This is a genomic window from Nocardia sp. NPDC051911 (assembly GCF_040681035.1).
GTDB lineage: Bacteria > Actinomycetota > Actinomycetes > Mycobacteriales > Mycobacteriaceae > Nocardia > Nocardia sichangensis.
In genome coordinates, this window is sequence record NZ_JBFAXY010000023.1 from 118937 (window position 1) to 143604 (window position 24668).

23 protein-coding genes are annotated in these 24668 nt (G+C 66.8%); 18 read left to right on the forward strand and 5 right to left on the reverse strand.

Annotated elements, in window-relative coordinates; all coding sequences use genetic code 11:
- Window positions 1–507 precede the first annotated feature (507 nt).
- Window positions 508–1083: a hypothetical protein gene (locus AB0L97_RS26040; RefSeq protein WP_364434188.1), complete on the reverse strand. Its 576-nt coding sequence runs from the start codon at window positions 1081–1083 to the stop codon at window positions 508–510.
- A gap of 140 nt (window positions 1084–1223) precedes the next feature.
- Between AB0L97_RS26040 and AB0L97_RS26045 the strand changes: the two genes are divergently transcribed.
- From AB0L97_RS26045 to AB0L97_RS26075, 7 genes are all read left to right on the forward strand, one after another.
- On the forward strand, window positions 1224–2312 hold the full coding sequence (locus tag AB0L97_RS26045; RefSeq protein ID WP_364434191.1) for a DUF4192 domain-containing protein: 1089 nt from the start codon (window positions 1224–1226) through the stop codon (window positions 2310–2312).
- 95 nt (window positions 2313–2407) lie between these two features.
- On the forward strand, window positions 2408–2530 hold the full coding sequence (locus AB0L97_RS26050; protein WP_364434194.1) for a hypothetical protein: 123 nt from the start codon (window positions 2408–2410) through the stop codon (window positions 2528–2530).
- Window positions 2527–2682: a hypothetical protein gene (locus AB0L97_RS26055; protein WP_364434197.1), complete on the forward strand. Its 156-nt coding sequence runs from the start codon at window positions 2527–2529 to the stop codon at window positions 2680–2682. The genes AB0L97_RS26050 and AB0L97_RS26055 overlap by 4 nt, the downstream gene beginning before the upstream one ends.
- Before the next feature lie 266 nt (window positions 2683–2948).
- The gene (locus AB0L97_RS26060) at window positions 2949–4187 is read left to right on the forward strand and encodes a hypothetical protein (protein WP_364434200.1); all 1239 of its coding nucleotides are present in this window, start codon (window positions 2949–2951) and stop codon (window positions 4185–4187) included.
- Window positions 4188–4243: 56 nt separating this feature from the next.
- On the forward strand, window positions 4244–6088 hold the full coding sequence (locus AB0L97_RS26065) for a hypothetical protein (RefSeq protein WP_364434203.1): 1845 nt from the start codon (window positions 4244–4246) through the stop codon (window positions 6086–6088).
- The gene (locus AB0L97_RS26070) at window positions 6085–8238 is read left to right on the forward strand and encodes a hypothetical protein (protein ID WP_364434206.1); all 2154 of its coding nucleotides are present in this window, start codon (window positions 6085–6087) and stop codon (window positions 8236–8238) included. The genes AB0L97_RS26065 and AB0L97_RS26070 overlap by 4 nt, the downstream gene beginning before the upstream one ends.
- Window positions 8235–8654 carry a hypothetical protein gene (locus AB0L97_RS26075; RefSeq protein WP_364434209.1) on the forward strand — a complete coding sequence of 140 codons (420 nt, stop codon included), beginning with the start codon at window positions 8235–8237 and terminating at the stop codon, window positions 8652–8654. The genes AB0L97_RS26070 and AB0L97_RS26075 overlap by 4 nt, the downstream gene beginning before the upstream one ends.
- 354 nt (window positions 8655–9008) lie before the next feature.
- Here the strand turns inward: AB0L97_RS26075 and AB0L97_RS26080 are convergent, their stop codons facing one another.
- The 3 genes from AB0L97_RS26080 to AB0L97_RS26090 all read right to left on the reverse strand — a co-directional run bounded on the left by AB0L97_RS26080 (window position 9009) and on the right by AB0L97_RS26090 (window position 12898).
- Window positions 9009–9317 (reverse strand): hypothetical protein, encoded by a 309-nt coding sequence (locus tag AB0L97_RS26080; protein ID WP_364434212.1) that lies wholly within the window; start codon window positions 9315–9317, stop codon window positions 9009–9011.
- 153 nt (window positions 9318–9470) lie between these two features.
- Window positions 9471–9776, reverse strand: coding sequence for a hypothetical protein (locus AB0L97_RS26085; protein WP_364434215.1), 306 nt, complete (start codon window positions 9774–9776; stop codon window positions 9471–9473).
- 266 nt (window positions 9777–10042) lie between these two features.
- The gene (locus AB0L97_RS26090) at window positions 10043–12898 is read right to left on the reverse strand and encodes a BTAD domain-containing putative transcriptional regulator (protein ID WP_364434218.1); all 2856 of its coding nucleotides are present in this window, start codon (window positions 12896–12898) and stop codon (window positions 10043–10045) included.
- A 342-nt stretch (window positions 12899–13240) separates the two neighbouring features.
- Between AB0L97_RS26090 and AB0L97_RS26095 the strand changes: the two genes are divergently transcribed.
- The 4 genes from AB0L97_RS26095 to AB0L97_RS26110 all read left to right on the forward strand — a co-directional run bounded on the left by AB0L97_RS26095 (window position 13241) and on the right by AB0L97_RS26110 (window position 17536).
- Window positions 13241–14158: a phosphoadenosine phosphosulfate reductase family protein gene (locus tag AB0L97_RS26095; RefSeq protein ID WP_364434221.1), complete on the forward strand. Its 918-nt coding sequence runs from the start codon at window positions 13241–13243 to the stop codon at window positions 14156–14158.
- A gap of 113 nt (window positions 14159–14271) precedes the next feature.
- Window positions 14272–14805: a hypothetical protein gene (locus AB0L97_RS26100; RefSeq protein WP_364434224.1), complete on the forward strand. Its 534-nt coding sequence runs from the start codon at window positions 14272–14274 to the stop codon at window positions 14803–14805.
- 473 nt (window positions 14806–15278) lie between these two features.
- The gene (locus tag AB0L97_RS26105; protein ID WP_364434228.1) at window positions 15279–16088 is read left to right on the forward strand and encodes a class I SAM-dependent methyltransferase; all 810 of its coding nucleotides are present in this window, start codon (window positions 15279–15281) and stop codon (window positions 16086–16088) included.
- A 215-nt stretch (window positions 16089–16303) separates the two neighbouring features.
- Window positions 16304–17536 carry a hypothetical protein gene (locus AB0L97_RS26110; protein ID WP_364434231.1) on the forward strand — a complete coding sequence of 411 codons (1233 nt, stop codon included), beginning with the start codon at window positions 16304–16306 and terminating at the stop codon, window positions 17534–17536.
- A gap of 295 nt (window positions 17537–17831) precedes the next feature.
- Here the strand turns inward: AB0L97_RS26110 and AB0L97_RS26115 are convergent, their stop codons facing one another.
- A complete protein-coding gene (locus tag AB0L97_RS26115) occupies window positions 17832–18671 on the reverse strand; it encodes a hypothetical protein (RefSeq protein ID WP_364434234.1) in 840 nt (279 codons plus the stop codon).
- Window positions 18672–19046: 375 nt separating this feature from the next.
- Here AB0L97_RS26115 and AB0L97_RS26120 point away from each other — a divergent pair, with 375 nt between their 5' ends.
- The 7 genes from AB0L97_RS26120 (at window position 19047) to AB0L97_RS26150 (ending at window position 24556) form a co-directional block, all read left to right on the forward strand.
- Window positions 19047–19325 (forward strand): hypothetical protein, encoded by a 279-nt coding sequence (locus AB0L97_RS26120; RefSeq protein WP_364434237.1) that lies wholly within the window; start codon window positions 19047–19049, stop codon window positions 19323–19325.
- A 195-nt stretch (window positions 19326–19520) separates the two neighbouring features.
- Window positions 19521–20297 carry a hypothetical protein gene (locus AB0L97_RS26125; protein ID WP_043736928.1) on the forward strand — a complete coding sequence of 259 codons (777 nt, stop codon included), beginning with the start codon at window positions 19521–19523 and terminating at the stop codon, window positions 20295–20297.
- 49 nt (window positions 20298–20346) lie between these two features.
- On the forward strand, window positions 20347–21762 hold the full coding sequence (locus tag AB0L97_RS26130; protein WP_083888016.1) for a DUF3560 domain-containing protein: 1416 nt from the start codon (window positions 20347–20349) through the stop codon (window positions 21760–21762).
- A gap of 272 nt (window positions 21763–22034) precedes the next feature.
- On the forward strand, window positions 22035–22262 hold the full coding sequence (locus AB0L97_RS26135) for a hypothetical protein (protein WP_364434243.1): 228 nt from the start codon (window positions 22035–22037) through the stop codon (window positions 22260–22262).
- A gap of 12 nt (window positions 22263–22274) precedes the next feature.
- On the forward strand, window positions 22275–23549 hold the full coding sequence (locus AB0L97_RS26140; RefSeq protein WP_364434246.1) for an ATP-binding protein: 1275 nt from the start codon (window positions 22275–22277) through the stop codon (window positions 23547–23549).
- A gap of 185 nt (window positions 23550–23734) precedes the next feature.
- On the forward strand, window positions 23735–24304 hold the full coding sequence (locus AB0L97_RS26145; RefSeq protein ID WP_157227642.1) for a hypothetical protein: 570 nt from the start codon (window positions 23735–23737) through the stop codon (window positions 24302–24304).
- 126 nt (window positions 24305–24430) lie between these two features.
- Window positions 24431–24556 carry a hypothetical protein gene (locus tag AB0L97_RS26150; protein WP_364434251.1) on the forward strand — a complete coding sequence of 42 codons (126 nt, stop codon included), beginning with the start codon at window positions 24431–24433 and terminating at the stop codon, window positions 24554–24556.
- Window positions 24557–24668 lie beyond the last annotated feature (112 nt).

The window sequence follows — 24668 nt, forward strand, 5'->3', positions numbered from 1 at the left end:
CAGGCGAGTGCTGAGCTGGGACGACCTGGCGGCGTAGGCGCGGAAAAGGTGTGAAGACCCGCCCCGGAAGGGTTCGCTCTGGATAGGCGGGCCTGCCATCACCGTGGAGATATGTGGATCACGGGGTGCGCTGGTCGGTCGCGCCCGGCGGCTGTGCTTACTACGCATCGCTGCCGGACAGTTCCGTCCTCATGCGGGTCGCGGGGCACGGACGCAGCGCCCGAGACGGCGGAAATGCTAGATCGATATCCCACCGTCGTGCATGAAACCTCACGTCACACGTGTCTTTCCGTGTCGGCTACACCCCCTCGACGCTGCGGCCACGCCAACCCACTCGGGGTGCGGCTGTCGGCCACCACCCGGTTAGCCGACACCCAACTCGGATCGTGCAAGCGGTCGCCAACACTCCCGAGACCTATCCATTCCTGACCGATCTCACCTACGCCGTGCCCGCCGAACATCCGTAGCAGCGCACGCTCACCTTCCCAGCCCGGCCACACCGCCAGATCACCTCGCGTGCTCACCGTTGTTTGTCGAGTCATCTGGCGCGGGAGACTCGACGGTGTCGACTGCTTCGATGATCTGCTCTGTCGAGTGACCGGAATCCGTAATGCCGTGGCGAGCACGCTCGAGCCGCCCGGTTGATGCGACCGTCGGGGCTGGTGCTTCCTCCGGTGAGGTGGTGTCGCGGTGGGCGCGGGCCGTGGTGATCAGTTGCCGGGCTTGCTTGGTGCTGATCTCAAGGAGGTCCGCGAGCTCGTCGTCGGAGGCGCCGTGGTCACGGATTACGGCGGCGGCCTCGGCTTGGTCGGCGCGGTGACGGGCGATCTCCTGCGCGGCGGCTGCCTCGACGTCGCTGATCTGCTTGTGCAGCGCCGCGATGTGTTGATCGCGCGTGGTTTCGCACGCGGTGATCGCCGCCCAGTCGGTGAGGTACCGCTTCACCGCCTCATGGATGGCGCGCTCGCGCTGGCGTGCCAGTTCACGGCGTTGTTTGCTGCGGGCGCGTGAGCGTTCCAGTCGTACAACGACTTCGGGGGATCGAGCCGCGCGCGGGGAGCGCGGCGGGCGACGCGACGACATGGCCGGCCTCCTGAATTCTGGGCCCGCCTGCTGATTCTCCCCGCTCGATCGTACTCGCCCGGACTGTGGCTCGCGGTGCGTCTCGCCGCCGCGTCCCCGCCAACTCGCCTTTCAATCCACTGATCAGAAAGGACATTCACGTGTACTCGCTCACCGACATTGTCCGCGACCCGACCCAAGTGATCACCTCCATACCCGCCTGGCTCGGCTACATCCCGCACCGACAACTGGTGCTGACCATGCTCAAGGTCACCACCGACCGCGACACCGAGCCCGCCCACCTCGTGGTGCGTTCGGTTGTGGCGGCGTGCAGTCTGACGATGCCGATCCGCGACGTGGCGGCGCGAGCGCGTAGCACTGCGGCAAGCATCGACGCATCCGCGACCTTGGCCGTGATCGTCGATGACCGGCTCAGCGACCCCGACTTCGGACCGGCCCTACCCGCGGCTGGGCGTCGTTTGGTCGACGAGCTCGCTCACCGCCTCGCCGACAGTTCCGCACCTCTGATCGGCGGGTGGGCAACCCGGGAGATCGCCGCGGAGTCACCGTGGTGGGCGCTGATCGGTTCCACCGGTCGCGGTGTTCTCATCTATCCGGCGCGGTCGCCGATCGCACTCGACCGGCTGGTTGCCGGTCAGCCGGTGTACCCCTCGCGCCAAGCACTGCGCGACACCCTCGCCCCAGATCCGGCGCTCACCGCGCAGATCGAGATGCTGCTGCCCGCAGCCAGTGCACGCGCCCGGCAGCAGTGCCGCCGCGCCGTGCTGCACCATGATCTGACCGGCTATCACCGGCGTTGTCTGGAGTCGGTGTTGTGGCGGATCGCCGACATCGCCGCCGGAGACATTCCAGTGCCAACGCAGTTGGCGGCGCTGGCGGTGACGCTGGGTGAACGAGCCGTCCTCGACTGCCTGCCCGCCACCGCCATCAGCAAGGACGCGGCCGCCGCCGAACAGCTGTGGACACTGCTCGTACGCTGCCTACCCGGCGCGGCGGCAGCCGAATCCGCGACGTTGCTGGCCTACAGCGCCTACCTGCGCGGCGAGGGCACCCTCGCCGCCGTCGCATTGGAAACGGCGCTGGCCACGAATTCCCGCCACGCTACCGCCATGGCACTGCGGGCAGCCCTGAACGCTGGGGTGGCACCGGAAAAGCTTCGGCGCCTGGCCGGACTCGGCGTGTCCGCCGCAGCGAAACTCGGCATCGGCATCGGTGAGCCGACGTCCTGACAACAGCACTGCATGTGACCGGTGGCTCGCGCGCCACGGCGCACCCTCACCCCGCGCTGCGGCTGCGAAATTCCTCATTTAGAGAGGTCAAGCTCGTGCCTATCTACCTGCCCGCCCGCGAAGCTCCGGCCCGCGGTCCCGACGGCCGAGGCTGGAACCGGATCTCGCTCTCCGCGCCCTACGGCATCCAGCACCGCCGCGACGAGCCGGTTCCGTGACCACCCCCGACCATCTGCTCCGGCCGACGCGAAAGCCTCTTCCGTGCTCAGAACTGCTACTCCCGCGCGGCGAGCTCGATTTCGCGCTGGCGCCCGGCCCGGATTTGCTCAGCTACGACCAATACCTCATCTCGCTCAGCGGCGTTCTGTAGCCAGTGAGTGTTGTTGCTGAGGGGTGTTGTTACCCTTCGTGATTGAGGTGAACTGGGTGCTCGAAGAGCGTTGGCAGATGTACAGGTACGCCCGGAGTCGCACGGCCGATGGTGTGGCCGAGTTGCTTGGGAATGTGTTGCAGCGGAGCAATTTCGGCGGCCTACCGGACGCGGGTTTGCGGGATGGGCAGCGGTTCGTGATCGGTCCCGATGGCCGGCCTGATCTCCGCGTCAATTGGTGTTTGGGGTCGGCAAAGTGGCGGAGGATGGCGCGGACCACGCAGCGCGATTACGCGTACTCGCTGCTGGTGTGGTTGAACTATCTGGCCACGATCGACTCGAACTGGTGGGACGTCGATGACGAGGTGGCGACGGAGCTCTTGTTCTGGCGGGTCACCGATCCCGCGAACGAGCGGCCGGTGCGGTCGGGGAGTTTCGCGCGGGATCTGGCCGGGCTGAAGAAGTTCTACAGGCTGGTCGGACGCCGATTCGGCGTCGCCGACCCGTTCGCCGACGTGGAGCCGCCGCGGATCGTCAGGCACGCGGATGTGAAGTGGCTCGACCCGGGTGGTTATGAGCGGTGGCGTGATGTCGGGGTCAGGGGGTTCGATCTCACGGGGCGCCCGGATCCGTGGTGGAGGGGGCGCAACGAGCAGCGGGATCGAGCGTTCGTCGATGGCTTGTACGGGAGTGGTCTGCGTGTGTCGGAGTGGGCGAGTGTGGCATTGCCCGAGTTGCCCGCCTACGAGCGGCGGCGTGGTTTCTTCACCTGTGAACTCGCCGATGGATGCGCGAAAGGTGGTTACGGGCACAAGTATTGGATCCCTCGCCCGGCCTTGCGGACCGTGTTGGACTATGTCGAGGGCGCCAGAGCGGCGGCGGTGCGTCGTGCCCGAGCCGCAGGCCGCTATGAACGGGTCGAGAGCCTGAGCATGGTGGTGGAGGTCCACGACACCCGGTCGGTGACGACATTGTCCAGCGGGCGGTATCGGCGAGAACTTTGGAATGATGTGGGGCCGGATGCTCGGCTTGGTCTGTTTCGCCGGAGTGCGCAGGGCTTGGAACCGTTGGCCTTGTGGTTGAACGAGAACGGCCTGCCGCGTGACCCGGGAGGGTGGGAGCACACGTTCGCCGCTGCCAATGAGCGGATCGAGTCGCTGGGGCTGGAGAACTTCGGCTGCACTGCCCATATGCTGCGGCATTCGTTTGCGCTGAGGTGGTTCGCGGTGGGCAAGCTGATCAAGTATTCGCGGCTGGGTCATCTCACCGCCGACGAGCAGCGCGACTTCCGTGAGGAGATCGGCGATGTCTGGCATCTGGTCCAGACCATGCTGGGTCACCGCACCGTCGAGACAACCCGAGACGTCTACCTCGAACCATTTCGAAGCCTGGAAGTCGAAGCGTTGCTGGCCCACGCCGACGACTCTCTGGTCAAGGCGTTCATGGCCGACGTCTTCGCCGACCACCCGTGGGTTCGCACCGACCCGCTCGCGGTCACCCGGTGAGCCGCGGACGTCGCGCCGCCCTCCCGTCGTCGGTTGCCCGGACTCGTCATGGGCTCATGGTGTCCGAGGACGGACGTCGGATCGTGCGCTGCTACAGCCAGGACGGCCGGGACCGCAGAGACCTCGACGTGTCGGTGCTGATGACGCCGGAACCCTTGCGGGAGGCGATGATCGCGGCGCTTGTCGCGCGCACGGCACCAGGCGCCGGACTGACGTCCAGGCCTTCGTTCGAGAGCGTCTATCGAGTGCTGGTGTCCTTCGATCGCTATCTCGCCGGACTCGCCGTGGTCCCGCAGAGCTTGGCCGAGGTCGGTGCCGAGCATTTCGACGGATTCCATGACGACCGCGAAGCCGTGGGCGTGAAGTCGATTCGGTGGCAGCTGGCCGAGCTGCGTCGGCTGCTGTTGCGCGCGAGCGGCATCAGTGCCCCACTGGCGGCTCGGCTGGCCCAACCCCTTCCGCGCCTGCCCCCGAGCAAGCCCTCGCACAGCTACACCAGGACCGAACTGAAGCGGATCGCCGAAGCCGCGAGAACTACTTTACGTTCGGCGGAGCGACGCATCCGCGCCAACAGGGAGCTGCTGGACCGGTTCCGGACCGGGGACCTCGACGTGAGCACGGATCTCGACCTGCGACGCCGCCTCGAGATTCTCGAGCATCTGGACCGTCTCGGCGACGTCCCGCGTCGGGTTCGCAATTGCGGGAAACGCGTCTACAACGCTCCCGAGGTGTGGGTGATGCTGCGCGGCAGAATCAAGAATATCGTCGGCTGGCTCTATCTGATGCCGGAGGAGATCGACGCCGTGGCGGTGCTGTTCGGTGTCATGACAGGGCAGAACCCGGATGTGATCCGCACGATGACCGCAACCCATCACCGCGCCGACGGCGGCACCAGGACGGGTACGGCGATCGTGGGTCTGCACAAACCGCGCCGCGGGCCCCGCGCCTACATGGATCTGGCGTTGTCGGAGGTCCCGGACTGGATCAGCATTCCCGACCAGCCGACCGAGGTGTCGACCCGCGACACTCTGCACACGCCGTTCGGCCTCTACGTGCTGGTCCACGACCTGACGGCGCGGGCCCGGCAGTTCGCGGGCAGCGACCGCTTGCTGGTGGCTTACATGTCTGCCGGCGGTGGACGCAGCCTGAAAGGCCGTGGCTGGCGTGCGATGCCACTCAACGGGACGTTGATCAGCGCTCTGGGCAGAACGTGGAATCTGGCGTCGGATGAGGTGAACGAGGACGATCGCCCGGTGCCGATGCGTCCGCTGCGGTTGGAAACGCTGCGCATGACCTATATCGAGCTGCACCAGAAGCCGGTCGCCCATACCGAACGGACCGCGGCGACTGGCTATCTGGTCCGCAACCGCGGCAACATCAACGAATACCGCAAGGTCGTCGCCGACACGCTGACCAGCGAAGTGGCCAAGGCACGAGCCCGCTCGAGGATCGCCACGATGACCACCGAGCAGGTGACCCACGCCAGAGACAACGTCGAGCGGGCCGCCGAACAGATGCAGTTGGAGCCTGTCGTACTCGAACGGATGCTCGCCGGCGAACTGGATACGGTGCTGGCCGCGTGCACCGACAACCACAACGGACCCTACACCCCGGATGGACCGTGTCGGGCCTCGTTTCTGCTCTGCCTGGATTGCGAATGCGCCAGGGCGCTGCCGCGGCATCTTCGGTTGCAGGTGATCGTCCATGACCGGCTCACCGAGCGCCGTGAGCAGATGAACGCGCTGCACTGGGCGCAGCGTTTCGCCGGGCCACACGCCCAACTGGCCGATCTGTTGGAACAACACGACCGCGCCGCCGTCGTGGACGCCCGCGCCAGCGCGGGACCGGCCGAACACGCCCTCGCGGACCGCCTACTGAACAGGGAGCTCGACATCCGATGACCTCCGCGAAACCCATCCTCCTCGGCGAGGCGAGCGGGCTTGCCCACGGACTGCCCGACGGCACGATATGGCCTGACACGCACACGCTGGTGCTGGCGAATCGGCAGATCAGGCCAGACGTCGACCCGGCGCGGCTGTCTCGCTTCGCCGATGACCGGTGGGACCTCAATCCCGCAGTCTTCGAGGACCACGCACGCTCGCAGTCCCTCAATTTCGAGGTCGTCGCCGAACCGCTGCGCCAGGCCGCCAAGCACTACCTCTGGCAGCTGATCAATCATCCCCGAGCCCGCACCCTGCGCCAGTCGGGCAGTCGCATCGCGATCCACACGATCGAGATCCTGTTCTACGGGGCGTTGCAGCACGTCCTGAACTGGTTCGCCGACCAGGGAGTCACCCAGTTCTGCGAGGTCACCGAGGAGATGCTGTGGGACTACCTCGACGCACTCGACCAGGACCAGGTCGTGGTCGCGCAACGCTACCGCCGCATCACCGAGATCCGGCGGCTCTGGACGCACCGGGAGATCCTGCCGCCCGCGCTGCGGCTGCCGCAGGCGCCTCCGTGGGATGGCGAGGACACCCAGGACCTCCTCGAACAACGCCGCGGGGATCGCGAGAACCGCACCCGACGGATCAGCGAGCACACGATGCAAACTTTGCTGGCCTGGGCGGTGCGGTTCGTCGAGGACTTCAGCGACGACATCGTGGCCGCGTGGGACGAGCACCGAAGATTGTTGGCCCTGCGCCCGGAACACGTTCGCGCCAAGCACTCCCGGCGCCCGCGCGGCGGGCTCCAACAGGCGGTCGCGGACTACCTCGCCCAGCTGCGGGAACGCGGTGAGCCCCTGCCCGGCAGACGCCGCGAGGACGGAAGTCTGGAGCCAGCCTGGCGGCACATCGCGGCCCAATTGCACTGCGCGCCGTCGTTCCAGCTCACTCCCTCCGGCCGCATGATCGCCGAATCCAGGCTGCCCATCGGTGAACACATCTACCTTGACACCACGATCACCGCGGAGGTGGACGGGCGCCCGTGGCATCCCCGGATCACCATCGATCAGATCCCCCTGCTGGCCAGGCTCCTGCAAACCGCCTGTTTCGTGGTCGTGGCCTACCTATCCGGAGCTCGGGTCGGAGAGGTTCTCAACCTGCGGCGCGGCTGCGTCAGCTTCGACGCCGCCGCGGGGTTGTGGCTAATGGAAGGGCTCTATTTCAAAGGCGCCGAGGACGAGGACGGAAACAAGATCCCCCACGGCGCGATACGCGAAGAACCGTGGGTGGTCATCGAACTCGTCGCCCACGCCACCGAAGTCCTTGAGCGGCTACACGAAAGCCATCTGCTGTTCCCGAACCGGCTCAAGCCGAGGAACATGGGCGACGAGGTCAAACGGCGAGGTGAGGCTCGCTCGGACCGGCTCATCGCAGCGGATATCGCCGAGTTCACCGCGTGGGTCAACGAGTACTGCCGTGGCATGAACCGCACCGATCTCATCCCGGCCGACCCGGGCGGGCCGATCGCTGCCAGTCGTTTCCGGCGCACGTTGGCGTGGTTCATCCGACGCAAGTCCCGCGGCGTGATCGCCGCCTCGATCCAATACGGACACACCTACACCCGAATGCTGCAAGGCTACGCAGGCTCGTATGAGGCCGGATTCCTCGCCGACTACGCCTTCGAGGATTGGCTGTTCCGTATGGAAGGAATCGCCGAGGACGAACAGCGCCTCCTCGCCGGTGAACACGTCAGCGGACCAGCCGCCGACGCCTACCGCTACCGCGTCCACGCCGCCGCCCGCGAGTTCGCGGGCCGCGTCCTGCACAGCGAACGACACGCCCGCGACCTGCTCGGCAACCCTGTGCTCCAGATCCATCACGGCGAAGCGATCACCTGCGTCTTCGACCCAACCACCGCGGCCTGCCAACTCCGAGGCACAGCAGAGGACCCCATGGTCACCCCGGACACCGACGACTGTCGACCTCGCTGCCGCAACATCGCCCGCACCGACCGCGACATCGCCCGCGCGCAGAAGGCAGCCGAAGAGCTGGCCGAGATCGTCGACGATCCCCCGGCCCCACCCATCCGCCACGCCCGCGAACGACACGAACTCGACCGACTCCTCACCATCATCGACAACCACCGATCCGGAGCCCCGCAATGAGCGTCCTGTCCCTCGCCGGGGAGACCGATCCGGTTCGCCGCGACATCATCGCCGCCATCAACCGCATGCTGACCGGCACTCCCCAACGGTCTCGAGGGCGACTGAACATCTGCCAACTCGCCGTCGAAGCCGACGTCAAACGGTGGCGCCTCACCCATCAGCACATCGACCTCAAAGACCGGTTCCAGGCCGAGATCGCACACTTAGAAACCGAACACGCAGCGATCATCCGATCCGCCGACGATTACGAAGACCTCAAACGCAAACACGCTGAACTGAACCACCACTGCCGTGACCTGGAAAGGCGTTTGGAGGTATACGCGGTTGCCCTCAACCAACTCGCCTTGGAGAACGCCGCCCTGGCCAGCCGCGACGCCGACGCCGCCAAAGTCAGAGCGTTAGCACTGGGCCGTTGACCAAATCCCTGACACTTCAGTCACCTCGTTGGTTGTGCGCCAGGATAGTCCACGGACACTGACCTCGTGTAATGACGAATCGGTGAATGAACCTGACAGAACCTGAGCGACGTTGCCGCCGTGGTCCTCTGTCACGCCAGCCAGTGGGCAGTCGGAGCTGTTCGAATTTCGACATTTGCTCAACTGCTCACGTGGCGCATACCGCGACACCTGGTTTACGAGCGACGCACCGATACCCGACTCGGCCCAGTCGACCGAACCGGCCCCGACAACCCAATCGGCAACTCCCCACCCAGAGATCGACAGGGCCGACTACTCGACTATCCGAAAGCACTCGCACAACAAGGGCTGAATTCAGAGAAATCCGAGCAGCTTGTCGACGAACCAGAAGGCGTGACTGTGCGGATGAGCCAAGTCTAATACCATCCCTGTCAGCCGACCCTGAAAGTCGAATCGCCCGACGTACCGCCCATTACCCATCTGGAAGGTGATCTCATCATCTGTCGCACGGGTGTCAGTTAATTCGATGAATCCGGGCTGGCCATGAATATTACCCTTGCCGTTGAACGTGCCGTCACCGTCCTCACTTACCACGTCAACGTGGAGAGTGAAGCTGTTACCTTGGTGAAGATTCCAAGTTCCGGTTACATCTCTGGGCAGCATCCCTTAAATCCTTGCTCGTTGCGATATTCGTGCTCGCGCCCCGAGGGGCCGCCGATCGGGATCGTGTTGGATCCCGTAGATCCTGCCCAATCGGCGACCCCAGGGGATCAACAGGGCCGACTGCTCGACTATCCGAGAGCACAAGCGCTGAATTCAGAGAAATCCGAACAGCTTGTCGGCGAACCAGGTGGCGTGACTGTGTGGATGCGACAGGTCGAACGTTGTTCCTGTCAGCCGACCCTGGAAGTCGAATCGCCCGACGTACCGTCCATCGCCCATCTGGAAGGTAATCTCGTCATCCGTCGCACGGGTGTCAGTGAATTCGATGAATCCGGGCTGGCCATGAATATTACCCTTGCCGTTGAACGTGCCATCTCCGTCCTCACCTGCCACTTCCACATGCACAGTGAAGCCGTTGCTCTGGTGCAGACTCCAATTTCCTCGTACATCTCTGGACATGCCAGATTCCTTTCTATTTCCGATATTTTGTTTCCGACACTCTTGGATTTCTTTCCGGGTTGGACCGGATCGCGGGACTAATTCGATCCGAATCGCCCTCGCCGAACCGCACACACTTGCAGAAGAGCGGAGCCACGTTTCCGAGTGCAGATAGACGACGTTGTCGGGGCGGGAATGCGCCATTGCATCGCCACTTATCTGCTTCCTCGGTACTGATTGACTCGAACCGACTATCGCTCGTCGGTGTTTCAGTCCTGCTACAACGGCTAGGTTTGGGCCCCGAGCTCTCGCTGATCAGTAGGAGTGACTGTGTCGACCAGGTCGATGACGGCCGTCCAGCTCATCTCGCGACCGGCTTGTTGTTCGTCTGGACGCAAGTCCGTGGCCAGCAGTTGATCCATCCGGGCTACGACGGCGGGGTGGGCGAACTGTGTGTAGCGGCGCGGGTCGGCGCCGATGCGGGCGGAGTGGTGCAGCGCTGCCGCGCGTAGCCGGATCGCCTGGTCCGGGGCACCTCGCACGACCAAGGCATAGGCTGCGGCGTAGACGGCGCTCAGCGCTTCGGCGATGTTCGACTGGCGGGCGAAGACGGCCAGCGCGCGATCGATGGCGACGAGGGCTTCGGTGGCGCTGTCGGCGTTGTCCGGGTCTGCCAGGGTCGCCCAGGCGAGCACCACATCGGCCATGCCCTGGCACCACAGGTGACCGCAGTCGGCGCTAAGTTCTCGCGATGCTCGCAGCCAGCGCAATGCCTCGTCGCGTCTACCTTCCAGCAGCGACACCGTCCCTTGGCCGAACTGCGCACAGCCTCGGATCCAATCCGGCGTGGGCAGCCTGTCGACCTCGACCACCAGTTCGTCGACCGCCGTGCGCGCGGCGGGAGGGTCGCCGAGCGCGGTCAGCGCCAGCGCCCGGTACATCAACGCGTACAGCCACAACTCACGTTCCTCGGCCGGTCCGCCGAGCAAAGCCAAGGCAGCATCGGCACATTTCAGCGCTTCGTCGGCATCACCGGCGTGAAACGACACGATCGACAACCCGAGCAGCCCGAACGCCTGCTCGGTGACGGTCGCGCCGGTCGCGGCATCGAGGGCGTCACGGATGAGAGCGCGGCCGACGGCCACGATGCCGAGCACGCTCCAGGCGAATTGCAGCGCCGCCACCGTGCGTAGCGCTTCGCGGGGCTGGTGCGCGAGATCGTAGGCGATGCCGGTGCGCAGGTTCGGCAGTTCGTCGGCCAGTGCCCGGTAGGCGTCTCCGGCGTGATGCCCGGTCAGCAACACCGCTTTCTCAGCGGCGAACGTCCGTGCCCACCGTGCGTGGGCGGCCAGGCTCGCCTGCGGGTCGGTGTCGGCCTCGCGGCAGTAGCCGCGGATGGTTTCCAGTAGGCGATACCGGGTGCCGGCCGCGGTGCGGTCGATGGTGACCACGGACCGGTCGACCAATGACGCCAGCGTGGCGAGCACACCCGCCCCCAGCTGGTCTGGTTCTGTTGCCGCGGCGGCCTGCCAGGTGAATCCGCCCTCGAAAGGCCACAGCCGCAGTAGCAGGGCACGATCGGTCGCGCCGAGGTTGTCGATGCTCCATCCGAGGGCCGCGTGCAGATCGGGGTGCCGCGACAGCGATCCGCGTGGGGTGGAGCCGAGCACGTCGCGCCGGTCGCGAATATGGGTGGCGATCCCCGTCAACCCGAACGCGCGCTCCCTCGCGGCGGCCAGCTCGATGGCCAACGGCAGCCCGTCCAACATCGCGCAGATATCGTGGGCGGCGGCCCGGTCGTCCGCGCTGGGATGCCATCCCGGACGGCCCGCTCGTACCCGATCGAACAGCAGGCGCACCGCAGCGCCGTCGCCACCACCGCCGTTGCCCACCGGTAGCGGTTCGAGGGTCAGCACATGCTCGCCATCGACGCCCAGCGGCTGTCTGCTGGTGGCCAGGACACGCAGTTCCCGGCAGGCGGCAAGCAACCTTACTACCAGCCGGGCCACCGGCTCGATCACGTGCTCGCAGTTGTCGAGTACCAGCAGTCCGGGCTGCATCGTCAGGGCCCGACAGACCAGTGGAAGGGGATCACCGCCGTAGTGGACCAGCGACAGCGCGGTCGCGATCGCGGTCACCACGTTGTCGCCGTCGTTCACGTCACCCAGGCGCACGAACCACCGGTCGACCGGCGCGCCGCCCGTCGCGCAGTGCTCGATCACCAGCCGGGTCTTGCCGACACCGGCGGGCCCCACCACGCACACCATGCGCTCGTCGGCGAGTAGCTCGCTCAACAGCTTCATGTCGTGATCACGGCCGAGGAATGTCGACAGCGGCACCCGCGGCGGATGTTGTCCAGGCGGGGTGACCGGGTGGTCGCGCGGCGGTTCCACGAGCAGACCGGGGTCGTGGTCGAGCATCCGGCGTTCGAGCAACCGCAACGCCGGTCCGGGTTCCACACCCAGCTCCTCGACCAACAGTTCGCGCACACGCCGCAGTTCGGCCAGCGCCTGGACTTGACGACCGCTGCGATACAACCCCAGGGCCAGCAGGCCCCAACGCCGCTCACGGAACGGTGCGGCCGTCACGGCCTCGCTCAGGTCGGCCACCGCGGTCGGGGTATCGCCGCACGCCAGCCTGGCAGCCGCAAGCTCCTCGACCGCGACCTCATGCAATTCGACCAGCCGGGTTCGTTCCGCGACCGGAGCGAGATCCTGATCCAACTCCGGCCACGGCTCACCCCGCCACAGCGCGAGCGCCTCGCTCAGCGATCGTGCCGCTGACACATGGTCGCCAGCGGTCAGCAGGCGCACACCGTCGGTAGTCAGCCTGGTGAACCGGCCGTGATCGGTCTGCTCCGGCGGCACCGCGAGCAGATACCCGGACCCGCTGCGTTGCAACAGCTCTCGTGCGGTCGAACCGAACACCGAACGCAGCCGGGAGGCCAAGACTCGCAGCGTCCCCGATGGCTGCCGCGGCTGGTCGTCACCCCACACCAACTCGGCGAGAACCGCATCAGAGACCGGTGTGCCGACCGCCATCGACAAGGCCGCAAGAAACCGCCGCGGTACCGGCCCGCCAAGATCCACAACACAGCCGTCCACCTCGGCCGTGATCGAGCCCAGTGCCCGCAAGAACAGCACATCCAAAGCGTAACCGGATCAAGGCCGAGAACCTGGGATTCACCAACAGTACCCGCAGGTCTGGGGACCGAGCAGACCCATTTCCCTCACAACCGGTCATGCGTCCACATTGCGAACCGGAACGACGGCTTCAGAACTCACTGGTCGCGATCAAGCGAGGTACCCCTGGGATGCAGACCGGTTCAATATTGAACCTTACCAGTCTCCCCTCAACTGCCCCAGCAAGGTGTGCTTGCGCAAAGCGCAGGAGACCCCGTTCTCGAACACCGCCAGCATGGACGATCGGAAGCCTCATCCGCGACACCCACATCACCATCACCCCACCCGCCCGAAGCGATCCTGGTGCAACAGGTCTGTTGCCACCCCTGCTCCGACACTGCCGAGTGGGCCTGCAATAATTCGATCTACAAGCTAGCCCTCGGCTCCACTCGCACTAGCGGAAGAAGCGGCGGCAAAGACAGCCAGGCAATGGTCGATGTCCTAGTCGAGGTGTTCCACCACCTCGATGTGCTGGACCGGGTCACCACCGTCCATGCCGACATGGGCCGGTCCGACTGGCCCCACACCGCCGCCCTCGCCCGAGAGCACGCCGAGCACTATGGGCTGCGCCATGAGGTCGTGGCCCGGACCGGCGGCGACCTACTCGATCGTGTCGCCGAACGCGGAAAATGGCCTTCTCATCGAAGACGTTGGTGCACAAGCGATTTTAAGCGTGGACCGGCCAGGCGGGTGATCACGATGCTCGTCGCGGAATCCCGCGCCACCGGGATCATCGACCGTCCGGTGAGGGTGTTGAACATCATGGGACACCGCGGCCAAGAATCCGCGGAGAGGGCAAGCCGACCGGCCTTCGTCCACGAGCCCGGCAAGACGTGTATGTGCCCCCGGTGCAGTACCGCCCGCGCCGCCGGGACTCCGCCCACCGGCAGCGTCTCGAACTCGCGGCGGATCGTCGACACCTGGCTGCCGCTTCATGGCTGGGACCTCGACACGGTGTGGGCGCGGATCGCGGCGGCGGGTACCCGGCCCCATTTTTCCTACCGGGCAGGATTCCCGCGCGCATCGTGTGTGTTCTGCATCTACTCGCCCAGGTCGGGCCTGGTGCGGGCCGCGCGCCTGCATCCGGAGTTGGCCGCGCAGTACGCGGCGGTCGAGGCCCGTATCGGGCACCGCTTCCGCCTGGACGTGTCCATGGCGGAGGTCATCGCCGAAGCCACCACCGATACCGACACCGTGCCGGTCGCCGACTGGCTCGACTGAACCCGGTCTCTCCCAGCCCACTGGCTCCGACGGACTTCCGATCGTGTCCCGACACGGCTGGACGCGACTGGATATGCGCATAACCACACCCGAACTCTCAGAAAGGAAACATCGTGAGTGGCGACGAGATCGACGCCTATCATCCCGATTTCGACCCGTACATGCCCGATGAGCATCGGGTCGAGAACGCGGTGAAGGTGTATCTGGTGTTCGAGGACGGCCGATGGTATCTGGACGCGTCGATCCACCAGAACCAACCGCTCGATGAAGTGCGGGGGACCCAGTGCAGCTATGAGCAGCCACGCCAGGATTGCGTGGTGTGCTCGACCCAGCAGGGCCTGGCGGTGGTCGAGGCCGCCGACCGGGCGAACATGCCCAGCGGCCGGGAACTGCTCGACATGCTGGCCGCCGAGTTCGGTTGCGATCTCGTACCGGTCGGGATGGCAGGACCCGGACAACAGATCAGGCGGCTCAGCGAGCAGGTCCAGGAACTCCTGGACAAGAAGAGTGACGTCGACCAACTCGGTGAGAAGCTCGTCGCCGCCTTCGTCGCCGCAGTCGAGCTGTCGACCTATCTCAACATGCGAACCCGGCGCGGACGCCTGCGCGGCCTGCTCGCCCACATCACCCGAAAAGCCGCCACATGACCGGCCGCAGCGACCACGCTGTGCCTGCACGTCGGCTGCCGACCGCGAAACGACGACGAACTGCGGTATGCAGGTGCTCTGCGATGGCGGCATGCCGCTGCTGAGCATCGACTGCCAGCGCGACGCCGCGGGGGTGCTGACGGTCGAGATGAGGTCGGCCGAACTTGCCCAAACGGCACCGATGCGGAGATCCAGGTTCGACGGCGCCAAGTTCGCGCAACGCCATACCACGCCAGCCGCCCGCTGGGGGTGCCCCCGAGTCCGCGCAGTCGGTCCTGGCGGTGTCCACGTCCGCCATCACGTGCGGTGTCTGCACGGTGAACCCCGCCGCTACGTGTGGTCCTATGCGGGGGCTCTGCATACCGGCATTCTCGCCGACTACGGCGCGCACTTCGAATCCCTGGACCCGCAGGACCAGCCGCTGGGCGTGCTTGTCCCTGTCTGTGTCGATTCTGTGTGAAAGGTGATCATCGATGGCTGTGAGAACCTCGGTGTCCGTGCCCGAGTTCGCTCGCGAGATACTGGCCGAGTCACGAATCGAAGGCAACAACCTGTTCCTGTCCCAGCAGCTGAGCCAAGCCGACTACCGCAAGATCAACAGGGTCATCGAATCCATGGGCGGAAAATGGAACCGCCGCGCACAAGCCCACATCTTTCCCGACGACCCCACCGAGACCATCGCGGCCGCCGTGGCGCGCGGCACGACCCCCAACACCGACAGAAAAGTGTTGGAGGCGTACTTCGCCACACCCGAGCAGCTGGCCCGCCACATCGTCGCGGGTGAGCACTCCGGCATCGCCGCTCTCGCGCCCGGCGCGCATGTGCTCGAGCCGTCGGCCGGCGATGGCGCGCTGGTGCGGGCGATCCTGGCCACCAACCCGAACGTGCAGGTCACCGCCGTGGAACCCGACCGCGAGCGTGCCGCGGCCATCGCCTACGACCCGCGGGTCACCATCGTGGTAGCCAGTTTCGAGGAGTTCGCCGCGACAGCGACACCCGGGTACGCGGGCGTGGTGATGAACCCGCCGTTCGCGCTGCCGGGACGCCCGACGGTGTGGATGGACCACCTCTACACCGCCTGGGACCTGCTCGACGACGGCGGACAGCTCCTGGCCCTCGCACCCAACAACTACACCTACCGCACCGACCGCGACCACCGGGCGATGCGTGAATTCATCACCGACCACGGCGGTTACGAGACAGTGCCCGCCGGGGCATTCACCACCTCCGGCACCGAAGTCGACACCGTGCTCCTGCACGCCCGCCGCCCCGTCGACCGCTGACAGACCGGCATTCCGAGGCACGGATCTCCCACCGACCACGGGCCTCTGCCCTCGGTTCCGGCCCCTCGGTCGTGGCAGTCCTTCCCTCGGCGCGCAGTGCCCTTCATCCCTGGGCCGTGAGCGCACCCGGGGTCTGCTCGTTCGCATCAGCGCCCGGGGCATCGGTTCCGGCCGTGAGTGCCGGGCCGGGTCATCTGCCGAAAGGAATGGTCGCTATGGTCGAGGATGCCGAGGGATTGTTCTCTCTGGCAGCGCTTTTCGATGACGAGGCGATGCCGGTGTGCTGGTCCTTCGGTCTCGGTGTCGACAGCGCGGCGGGCGTCACCCGTACCCTGCTCGACCCGGGTTTCCGGCCACCGCAGTTGCTCGATGATCTGTCGAATCTGCTGGTAATGGTCGCTCAGACGGGGGACGAGTGGTCGTCGACCTGTGACCTGGTCGCGCAACATATTCTGCCGTTGCTTGCCGCCCGGAGAGTGCGCTTCGTTGAAGTCGCCCGCGCCGGGCCCAGCGTCGCCGACGGTATCGTTGTCCTGCAAGATACCCGGACCCCGACGCGTCTGCATCCCGATCCCGACGAGCACGGCTTCTACCCGCTCTCGGCCGAGCATCGCGGCAACGGGGTCATGCCCACCCTAAACGGGCGCGCCTGCTCGGCCAAGGCTAAGGGCCAGCCCTTAGATGCCTGGCGGGCAACACATTTGGGTCCGCGCCCCTACATCCACGCCGTGGGGTTCTCCGCCGAGGAGACCGGAAGGATCGCCCGCGACACCTCGGTGACGATGGGTGGGCGCCGCCACCCGATCTATCCCCTGCACGCGGCCGGGATGAGCCGCGCGATGAGCCAAGGTTACCTGTACGGTCTGTTCGGCGTATGGTGGCCGAAAAGTTGCTGCCGCCAATGCTGCTTCGTGAGTGTGCCCAGTTGGCCCGACCAGCTCGCCCGGTATCGCGCCTATCCCGAGGAAGCCTCCAAGCATCTGGTCGATGAATACTGCGCGCTGGCGCTCAACCACCGCAGCGGGCTGTTCGGGCCGGGGAAATCGTTGCGTGACAGGCTGCGGGCGGACGGTGCGTACGAGGTCCACGCCCTGGCCGAGGCGGCGATGGATGCGTGTGAGTGGGCGGTGTATCGGGTGCGGCGCTGCTATAGCGCCCGCGCGAAAGCGTGGCGCGCGGTTGAGGTCACTCACCGCGCCGACCGGGCCGGAGCCGAGCGGTTCGTCTTCGACCTCGCCGATAGCCTGGGGATCGCTGTGCGTACCGACGGTGAGCACGCCCGCCTTTGGCTGACCACCGACACCGAGCACTATCCACGCTTGGAGGAGTTCTTCGTCGCGGCCCCGAATACAATCAACCCGAAGAAACGTTCAGGGTTCGAAACCCGCTGGGGCGGACACGCCGACGAGCGATTGCTGGCACTCGAACATTGTGCCTCGCAGCGATAGTTGACCAATCTCAACGATAGTTGACCAGCGAAGCAATGCCCGCGCCGCACAGCTATGCCCCCAATGACGGTTCCCAGACTTTGCTGGCGGCTGAGGCCGCGTTCAGGGGTGTCGATCGGCCGTCGACGCTTCGGTTGAGGTTGCGAGAGTTGGATGTCCGGCCTCAAGGCTGATGTGGTCAGGGTCGAGCGGCTGCTTCAGGAACGCTCGGAAATGCCGAGTTGACGTTCCGGTGCACGGCGGACCTTGCGCGTCCTGTGGAATTGGCGCTGCGCGGTGCCAGGTTCGGGTCCGGTCAGTGGTAGCGCAGCGGCTGGCCGCATTTCGGGCAGCGCCCCTCGGCTTTGAGGTGCGCTTCCTCCGCCAGGGTGCCAGGCAAAATCGCCACCAGAGACTCGCGACACGCTGGGCCGTGCTGGTTGACCCGCCGAAGCGGCGGATGTTGCCGTGTCCATCCGACGTAATGCAGTACTGCTTTCCGGGTGTCGGCATCGCGCAGCATGGTCGGCTCGTCGAAGCATGCGATGTAGAGGTGCTCGGCGTGAGCACGGCAACTGCCCTCGCACCAGTCGCGGGCCAGCGGGGGTATCCCGCCGTAGTCATCGGGCACAAATCTGTTCCGCACAGGCAGCGGCGGGAGTTCGGTCAGCGGTGTGCCGCTCCAGACTCCGTGCGGGTCGCGACCGTGTACAGCCAGGTCCCCAATCAGCATGTCGTACCGTTCAGCGTTGGTCGCGCACGAGTCCAGAGCCGCGGCCCGGTGAAGGTATTGCGCTGTCGCGGCGGCGATCCGTGGCTCCCACTCGGGATCGTCGCGAGGCATGCACCTGCACCCGGCCAAGAAGGGGACCTCATCCCCGAAGGAGCCCTCGTATGTGGCGATTCGATCTTTGCAGAACCTGCACACGAGCCCACGGGGACGCTGCTGCTCGGCGCGCGTTGTCGTGTCTATGACCATGGCGTGGCATTGCTGGCAGATCATGCAAAGCCCGCCGGCCAGTGTGAGGAGTTCGTCAAGCTGGAACGAGTCCAGCTTGTAAGTGGACTCCCGCCTGGCAATCGCAGCCGCCGACAGAGTGAGCATGCATCCCCCGACGCAGTTGCGGTGATTGTCGCGATCGACAACAGACCCCATAGTGCCTCACGCTAGCCGAACGCACTGACACACCGAGCGCCTGCAACATGCGGGACCGCGACGCCTGCTGACCACAGGTGGGCCCCGGGCACGGCGACCGGCTCGGCCCGGAGTCGACCGCCGTCCGCGCAAAACGTGCACCCCGGTACGTATCAGAAGGATTCTGCTGGCTCGTGCACACGAGCTGCTCAGCGACGACGACCCCGCCGACGCACCGGCGGGCGGTTCTCCCGAGACCGCCTTCGTCATCGGCCATCACGATCCGTACCCGTTCGCTCTGGACGAAGCCGCGTTCGCGGGCTGGATCGCGGCGGAAGGGGATCAGATCGCGGGCAACATCCCGTGCAATCACGACGAGCAGCCGCCAGCGACCTGGTGGCACTGCTCGACGCCGCTCGCAATGCCGACGTTCTCACCAGCGACCCTCGGCTGGAAATCCTCGTCGACCACGACAACACACCGCAGCTTCCCGGCTTCACCCTCATGTTGCGCAACTACAGCGGCGGGCAGGAAAGCGTCGCCGTGACCACCGGAATCACCGAAATACTCTTCCCTGACAGTGGACTCTCGACGGCCGCGGCAATCCGTTTCCACCTCGAACACATCGTGGAGATCGCCAACGGCCTGCTCCACCTCATCACGGGTCGTCTCTGACAGCCCATGACATGAAGAGGGCACGCACTGCCCGCAGCGGCTCCGGCGAACACCGCCGCGGCGACGCCGTTCCAACATCGGCAGCACAGATCCCGGTCGCGTCGCCTCCTCTGACTCGCCGCGGTCGACGCTGCCGAGCGACCCGGTCGCCGAATCGACGAACTCTGTTCCGACAACAGCAAAGGCAGGACGCTCATGATCTCCGTCCCGGAACTACGTACTTGGGTGTCGGGTTTGGATACCTCCGGTTTCGTCGGAATCGACGAAGGGGGCCTCACCCTGGTGGAGGTCGGCGACGACGACCTTCTCACCGGCGCCTATCTCGAGGTCGGCGGATGCGACGACAACACCGAGATCGCACCGCCGTCGGGCACCGCTGTCGAGCCCGCGCGCGCGAGTGCCGCGGCGGGGGCGGCGGTGATCTCGGTGGCGGATTTGCTGGCGATGGTCGGTGGCAGCCTCACCCGCACCGAACTCCCCAAGGTGCGCGCCGCGATCCGGAATTCGAGTATCGGTGACTCGCTCGGCGATGTGGTGTTCGCCGTCATCGCCAGACGCCGCCGCGAACTCACCGCCGAACTGCGCGCGTTCACCGATCCCGAGGCGTTCACCACACGTCTGGGCCCGGCACCGCTGGTCTCGGTCAGCGCCGAGCGGATCGGTGGCCTGTTCGCCGCGATCGAGGAAGCGACCGGACTGTCGTTGATCCGCGTGCGCTGCGGTGACGCCGCGCGGCTGTGCGTCGACGACCGCGTGACAGGCAGGTTGTTCGAGGTCGGCGACACTCTCGAGTCGTGGTTGCTCGGCGAGGCCACCTTCCCCGGCCCGACCGCGGAGTGGATCGGCGCCCCCGTCGACGACTTCACCCGCGACGAACTGACCCCCACCGGCCCCCACGACTACCAGCTGCCCGAAACCGCATCCCGCCGCGACTGCCCCGCGGCTACAGAAAACGGCCGGACCCAACGCTGACATATGCGTAGATGCGCATGCCGACAACTCTTGGAAGGAGGTCATGCTCGTGACCGCGCTGACGATTTCCCACACGGCCGAGGAAGGCACCCTGTTGACCGGTACCGTCCGCGACGACGGCACCTACGAGGTCATGTGCGCGGTGCGCAAGGCGGTCGGGCATTGGCGGTGGGCGCGCAGTTTGGGGTGTTGGATCGTGGTGTCCTCCCGCGATCGCCAGCCCAAGCAGTACTACATCGACTACGCCGCAACGAAGTTGCGCGAGGCCGGATACACCGTCGAGCTCGCCATCGACCGCAGCGTGCGCGCCACCGAGGACGCCGAGACCGACCGCGCCCTCCGACAAGCCGACCGAGTCGATGCGTTGCAGAGCAAGGCATCCCGCAAAGACGCGAAAGCCGTCGCCGCAGAAGCCGCGCATCAGCGAGCCCACGACGCCTTGCCCCCGGGCGGGGAACCGATCAAGATCGGACACCATTCCGAACGCCGCCACCGCAACGCCATCGACAAGTCATGGAAGGCGTGGGGACGATCGGTCGAAGCCGACCGCGATGCCACCCGCGCCCACAATCGCGCCGAGGCCGCCACCCACACCACCGAGCAACGGTATTCCCCGCGGACGGTGGCCAACCGGATCGAGGTCCTGGAAGCCGAACAGCGCGCCGATCAACGCGCCCTCGATGGGCACACCCGCCGGTTCCTCGACAGCGACGGCAACGTGTATCAGACCGACACCACCCGGCCGGCGACCGGCGAGTACCGGGCGCGGGTGCTGGACCGGATGACCCAGCGCGAGCGCGATATCACCTACTGGAAGCAGGTCCGCCAGTCCCAGATCGATGAAGGGCTGACCCCGGGCTGGGGCCGGGAGGACTTCACGGTCGGGGACTTCGTGCGCGCGGGCGGGTCGACGTGGCGCCAAATCACCCGGGTGAATCCGAAATCGGTCTCGGTGGTGAACTTTTCCCTGTCCCGGTTGGCGGTGCACACCATCGCCGCGAAGATGACCGGGCATCGCTGGATCACCACCGATCACCCGGTGCGCTTCCACGAAATCACCGCCGTCATGACCGAGGCCCAGGCTCGCGAACGGTTTCCCGACATCTTCGCCGACCTCGACGCCAACAGCCTCCCGCCGCGCCCGAAACGCCGGGGCGGGAAGACGAAAATCGACCACCACCTCGGCCCGCACGCCGATTACTGGTCCTGGACGGTCGAGGGCATCGAGTACCACGCGACGTGGGCGCATCCGCCCCACTGGTACGCCACCCCACCCGAACCGATCACCGAACCGGGCACGCTGCGCCTGCGCGCCCAGCGCCGCCCGATCGGGCGCGTGCACGGTGACCCGGTCGAACTCCCGGTGACCGGGTTCCCGATCAGCGGGCCGGTGTGCTGGCCCGAGGAAGTCCACAACCAGGTCCGTGTCCTGGTCGAGGCCCGCACCTACCTGCCCGCCTCCTGACCCGTCGACACCGCCCAGGCGATACCGGGCGAGCCGCGTCGCGGTCCGGATGCTCTCGGCGACTCCGCTGTGCAACAACAGCCTCCGCTCGCTCGACGTCGCCGACCCGGTTCGACTGTCGGTGACCGGTTCCGGCCTGCCCGCCCGCCTCCTACCCATTCACGTCCCATACCAACGGAGACCACCATGCCGTCCACCCCTGTCCGCAACCGCGATTCGACCGATCCTGCGCCCCTGCCCGTCGACCACCACCTCCACCAGGCAGGTTGGCAATGAGAGCGAGCGCGGTGGCGTGGTCGGTCATCGTGCGTGGGCCCACCGGGCAGCTGAGCGAGATCGCGGCCCAGATCACGCCGGGACTGAATTCGACCACGGCGTCCGGTCCGTCCGGGCATCAGCCGTACGCGGGCATCGACCGGGTCCGCGCCGCCGTCGCCGGTGGGGGGTGGGCGTGGCCCTCGGGGCGGGTGACACTCACGATCTCACCGTCGGCCTCATAGGTCATCGAAGGTATGCACGACCTCGCACTGGCCGTGGCGGTACTCGCCGCCACCGCGACGGCACCCGCACAGCGCCTGGCCGAGGTCGTGCTGCTCGGTGAACTCGCGCCCGACGGCCGTCTGCGACCCGTGCGCGCAATCCTGCCCGCCGTGTTAGCCGCCCGCGAGGGCGGGCGCACCGTCGTGATCGTGCCACGCGCCAACCTCGCCGAAGCCGCCCTCGCACCGGGGATGACCGTTCTCGGCGCCGAGCACCTGGGCGCTGTGCTGGCCTGGCTCGGCGGAGCCGACCGCTCCTTGACCGGCTCGGCCGCCGTCGCGGTATCGCCGGAATTCACCGGCGTGGAACTGGGCGATGTGCGTGGTCACTACCGGGCACGGTGGGCGCTCGAGGTCGCCGCCGCCGGGGGACACCACCTGCGCCTGATCGGGCCACCCTCGGCCGGGCTCGGCGCGCTCGCCCGACGCCTGCCCGGGTTGCTGCCGCGACTGACCGAGACCGAGTCGCTGGCAGTGCGGGCAATCACGTCACTGGCGGGCACCCTGCCCGCGGGGCCGCTGGCACCGATCACCGGCCGTCCCTATGTCGAGGTCCATCATTCCGCCAGTGCACGCGCGTTGCTGGGCAGCGCCGCCTCGGGGCGTCCCGGCGCGCTGGCCCGCGCTCACCTCGGGGTGCTGCATCTGGAGTCCTATCCCGACCTGCACGATCGCACGATCGAGGCGTTGCGGTCCCCGCTGGACGACGGCGAGGTTGTGGTGGCCAACCGGGACAGTCTGCTGCGATTGCCCTGCGACACCATCGCGGTCCTGACCTCGGCCGAATGCCTGTGCCACGCCGCACGCGACACCGCGTGTGCCTGCCCACCAGCGGCCAAGCACCGCTACCGGGAACGCCTGCGTCGTGTCCTGGCCGAACGCGCCGACATCACCGTCCACGACAACCCCGACGACCGCGGCGGTTTCGGGGACGACTCCCGCGAATCCAGCGCCGAGGTCCGCCACCGGGTCACCGCGGCCCGCGCGGCAGCAGCCCGACGGTGGCGCGAGCACGGCTACACCACCAACGCGCGCGTCCCCGCATCGCTGCTGCGCCAACACTTTCCGTTGACGCCGTCGCAGGCGGCGCCGCTCGAGGCGGCGCTTCGGCTGGGCCGGATCACCCCGCGCGGCGCGGACCGAACCCTGGCGGTCGCAGCCACCATCGCCGACCTGCGTGGCGCCGACCGTCCCAGCACCCACGAGATCGTCGAAGCCCTGCACCTGCGCGGTTCCGGAACACCATAAGAGCTCCTCGAACCCCACGACATCGCGCCGCACACCCCCGACGACTACCGACGGCGGGCCGATAAGTCCGCACTCACCGTGCCGGTGTGCGGATGTCTCGAAATCCACTGCCAGACCGGCCGATACACCGCCGCACCCTGCACCAGGTGCGGCGTTGTCGTTCGTTTCGAAGGAGCCATCGCCTCATGTCCACACCTGTGCCCGCCGACCCGCCCACCACCGACACCGACATGCGCGCCCGCGCCGAGAACGCCCGAGCGCGTGCCGAGGGCTTCGTATGGGGCGTGCTACACATCCAGCACCCCACCACCCCCGAGGCGAAGACCGCCACAGCGTTCGCAGCCGCCTACGCCGACCTCGTCACCGATGCCCTCACCAGCGAGAGTGTTTTCGTGCCCGATCTGGCGCATGCATGGGTCGCGTGGCGGGTGAGCGGTGACCTCACCGCGAACCTCGCCCCCGCCCCGTCACCGGACGAGCGGGTGGCGGGATTCGAAGAGTACGACGCGGCACTTCGAAACCGGACGGCGTATTGGCTATGCGCCGAGGCACTGGGCTATGTGCGCGGCTGGTGTGATGCCGCCGGGGTCGGGTCCGGTGAGGCGGTCGATTTCGCCCACGCCTACGCCGTGCTCGTGGCCGCGGGCGGATCCCGCCCCAACATCGCCGACGCCTGGACCAACTGGCGCTCGGGCCGCCCCATCACTGCCTTCGGCGAACAACACCCCGGACCGGCCCGACCCAAAGCGTCGTGACCCTGATCGCGGACCACAACAACACCCCCTCGCCTCGCCCCGCGACATCCACCTCGTCGGCGGGCTGTTGCCCACCGAACCGTTTCCCGAAAACTGCGACTCGGACCGATCGAACGGAGAAGCGACGTGATCGACACCTTCGCCTGGACCGCGAACCTCACCCGCCACGGCGGCACCGAACTGGCTCTCATCGCCGCCAGCCCCACCGCCGTGGTCGACACGGTCGCGACCTATCTGGCCGCGCACTCGTGATGGCGCTGGCCGAAAACGGCTCTGTCCCACTTTCGATGATGGGTCCGGTTGCTACGAGGTGGCCAGGACACGGAGCCGGAGTAGGTCGAATCGTGCTCTGCCGTACATGGCT

Bases quoted from the DNA above. Each gene is read 5' to 3' on its own strand.
- AB0L97_RS26040 (WP_364434188.1), bottom strand. From the start codon at position 1,083: ATGTCGTCGCGTCGCCCGCCGCGCTCCCCGCGCGCGGCTCGATCCCCC.
- AB0L97_RS26060 (WP_364434200.1), top strand. From the start codon at position 2,949: ATGGCGCGGACCACGCAGCGCGATTACGCGTACTCGCTGCTGGTGTGG.
- AB0L97_RS26065 (WP_364434203.1), top strand. From the start codon at position 4,244: ATGGTGTCCGAGGACGGACGTCGGATCGTGCGCTGCTACAGCCAGGAC.
- AB0L97_RS26070 (WP_364434206.1), top strand. From the start codon at position 6,085: ATGACCTCCGCGAAACCCATCCTCCTCGGCGAGGCGAGCGGGCTTGCC.
- AB0L97_RS26075 (WP_364434209.1), top strand. From the start codon at position 8,235: ATGAGCGTCCTGTCCCTCGCCGGGGAGACCGATCCGGTTCGCCGCGAC.
- AB0L97_RS26080 (WP_364434212.1), bottom strand. From the start codon at position 9,317: ATGCTGCCCAGAGATGTAACCGGAACTTGGAATCTTCACCAAGGTAAC.
- AB0L97_RS26085 (WP_364434215.1), bottom strand. From the start codon at position 9,776: ATGTCCAGAGATGTACGAGGAAATTGGAGTCTGCACCAGAGCAACGGC.
- AB0L97_RS26105 (WP_364434228.1), top strand. From the start codon at position 15,279: ATGGCTGTGAGAACCTCGGTGTCCGTGCCCGAGTTCGCTCGCGAGATA.
- AB0L97_RS26110 (WP_364434231.1), top strand. From the start codon at position 16,304: ATGGTCGAGGATGCCGAGGGATTGTTCTCTCTGGCAGCGCTTTTCGAT.
- AB0L97_RS26115 (WP_364434234.1), bottom strand. From the start codon at position 18,671: ATGGGGTCTGTTGTCGATCGCGACAATCACCGCAACTGCGTCGGGGGA.
- AB0L97_RS26125 (WP_043736928.1), top strand. From the start codon at position 19,521: ATGATCTCCGTCCCGGAACTACGTACTTGGGTGTCGGGTTTGGATACC.
- AB0L97_RS26135 (WP_364434243.1), top strand. From the start codon at position 22,035: ATGAGAGCGAGCGCGGTGGCGTGGTCGGTCATCGTGCGTGGGCCCACC.
- AB0L97_RS26140 (WP_364434246.1), top strand. From the start codon at position 22,275: ATGCACGACCTCGCACTGGCCGTGGCGGTACTCGCCGCCACCGCGACG.
- AB0L97_RS26145 (WP_157227642.1), top strand. From the start codon at position 23,735: ATGTCCACACCTGTGCCCGCCGACCCGCCCACCACCGACACCGACATG.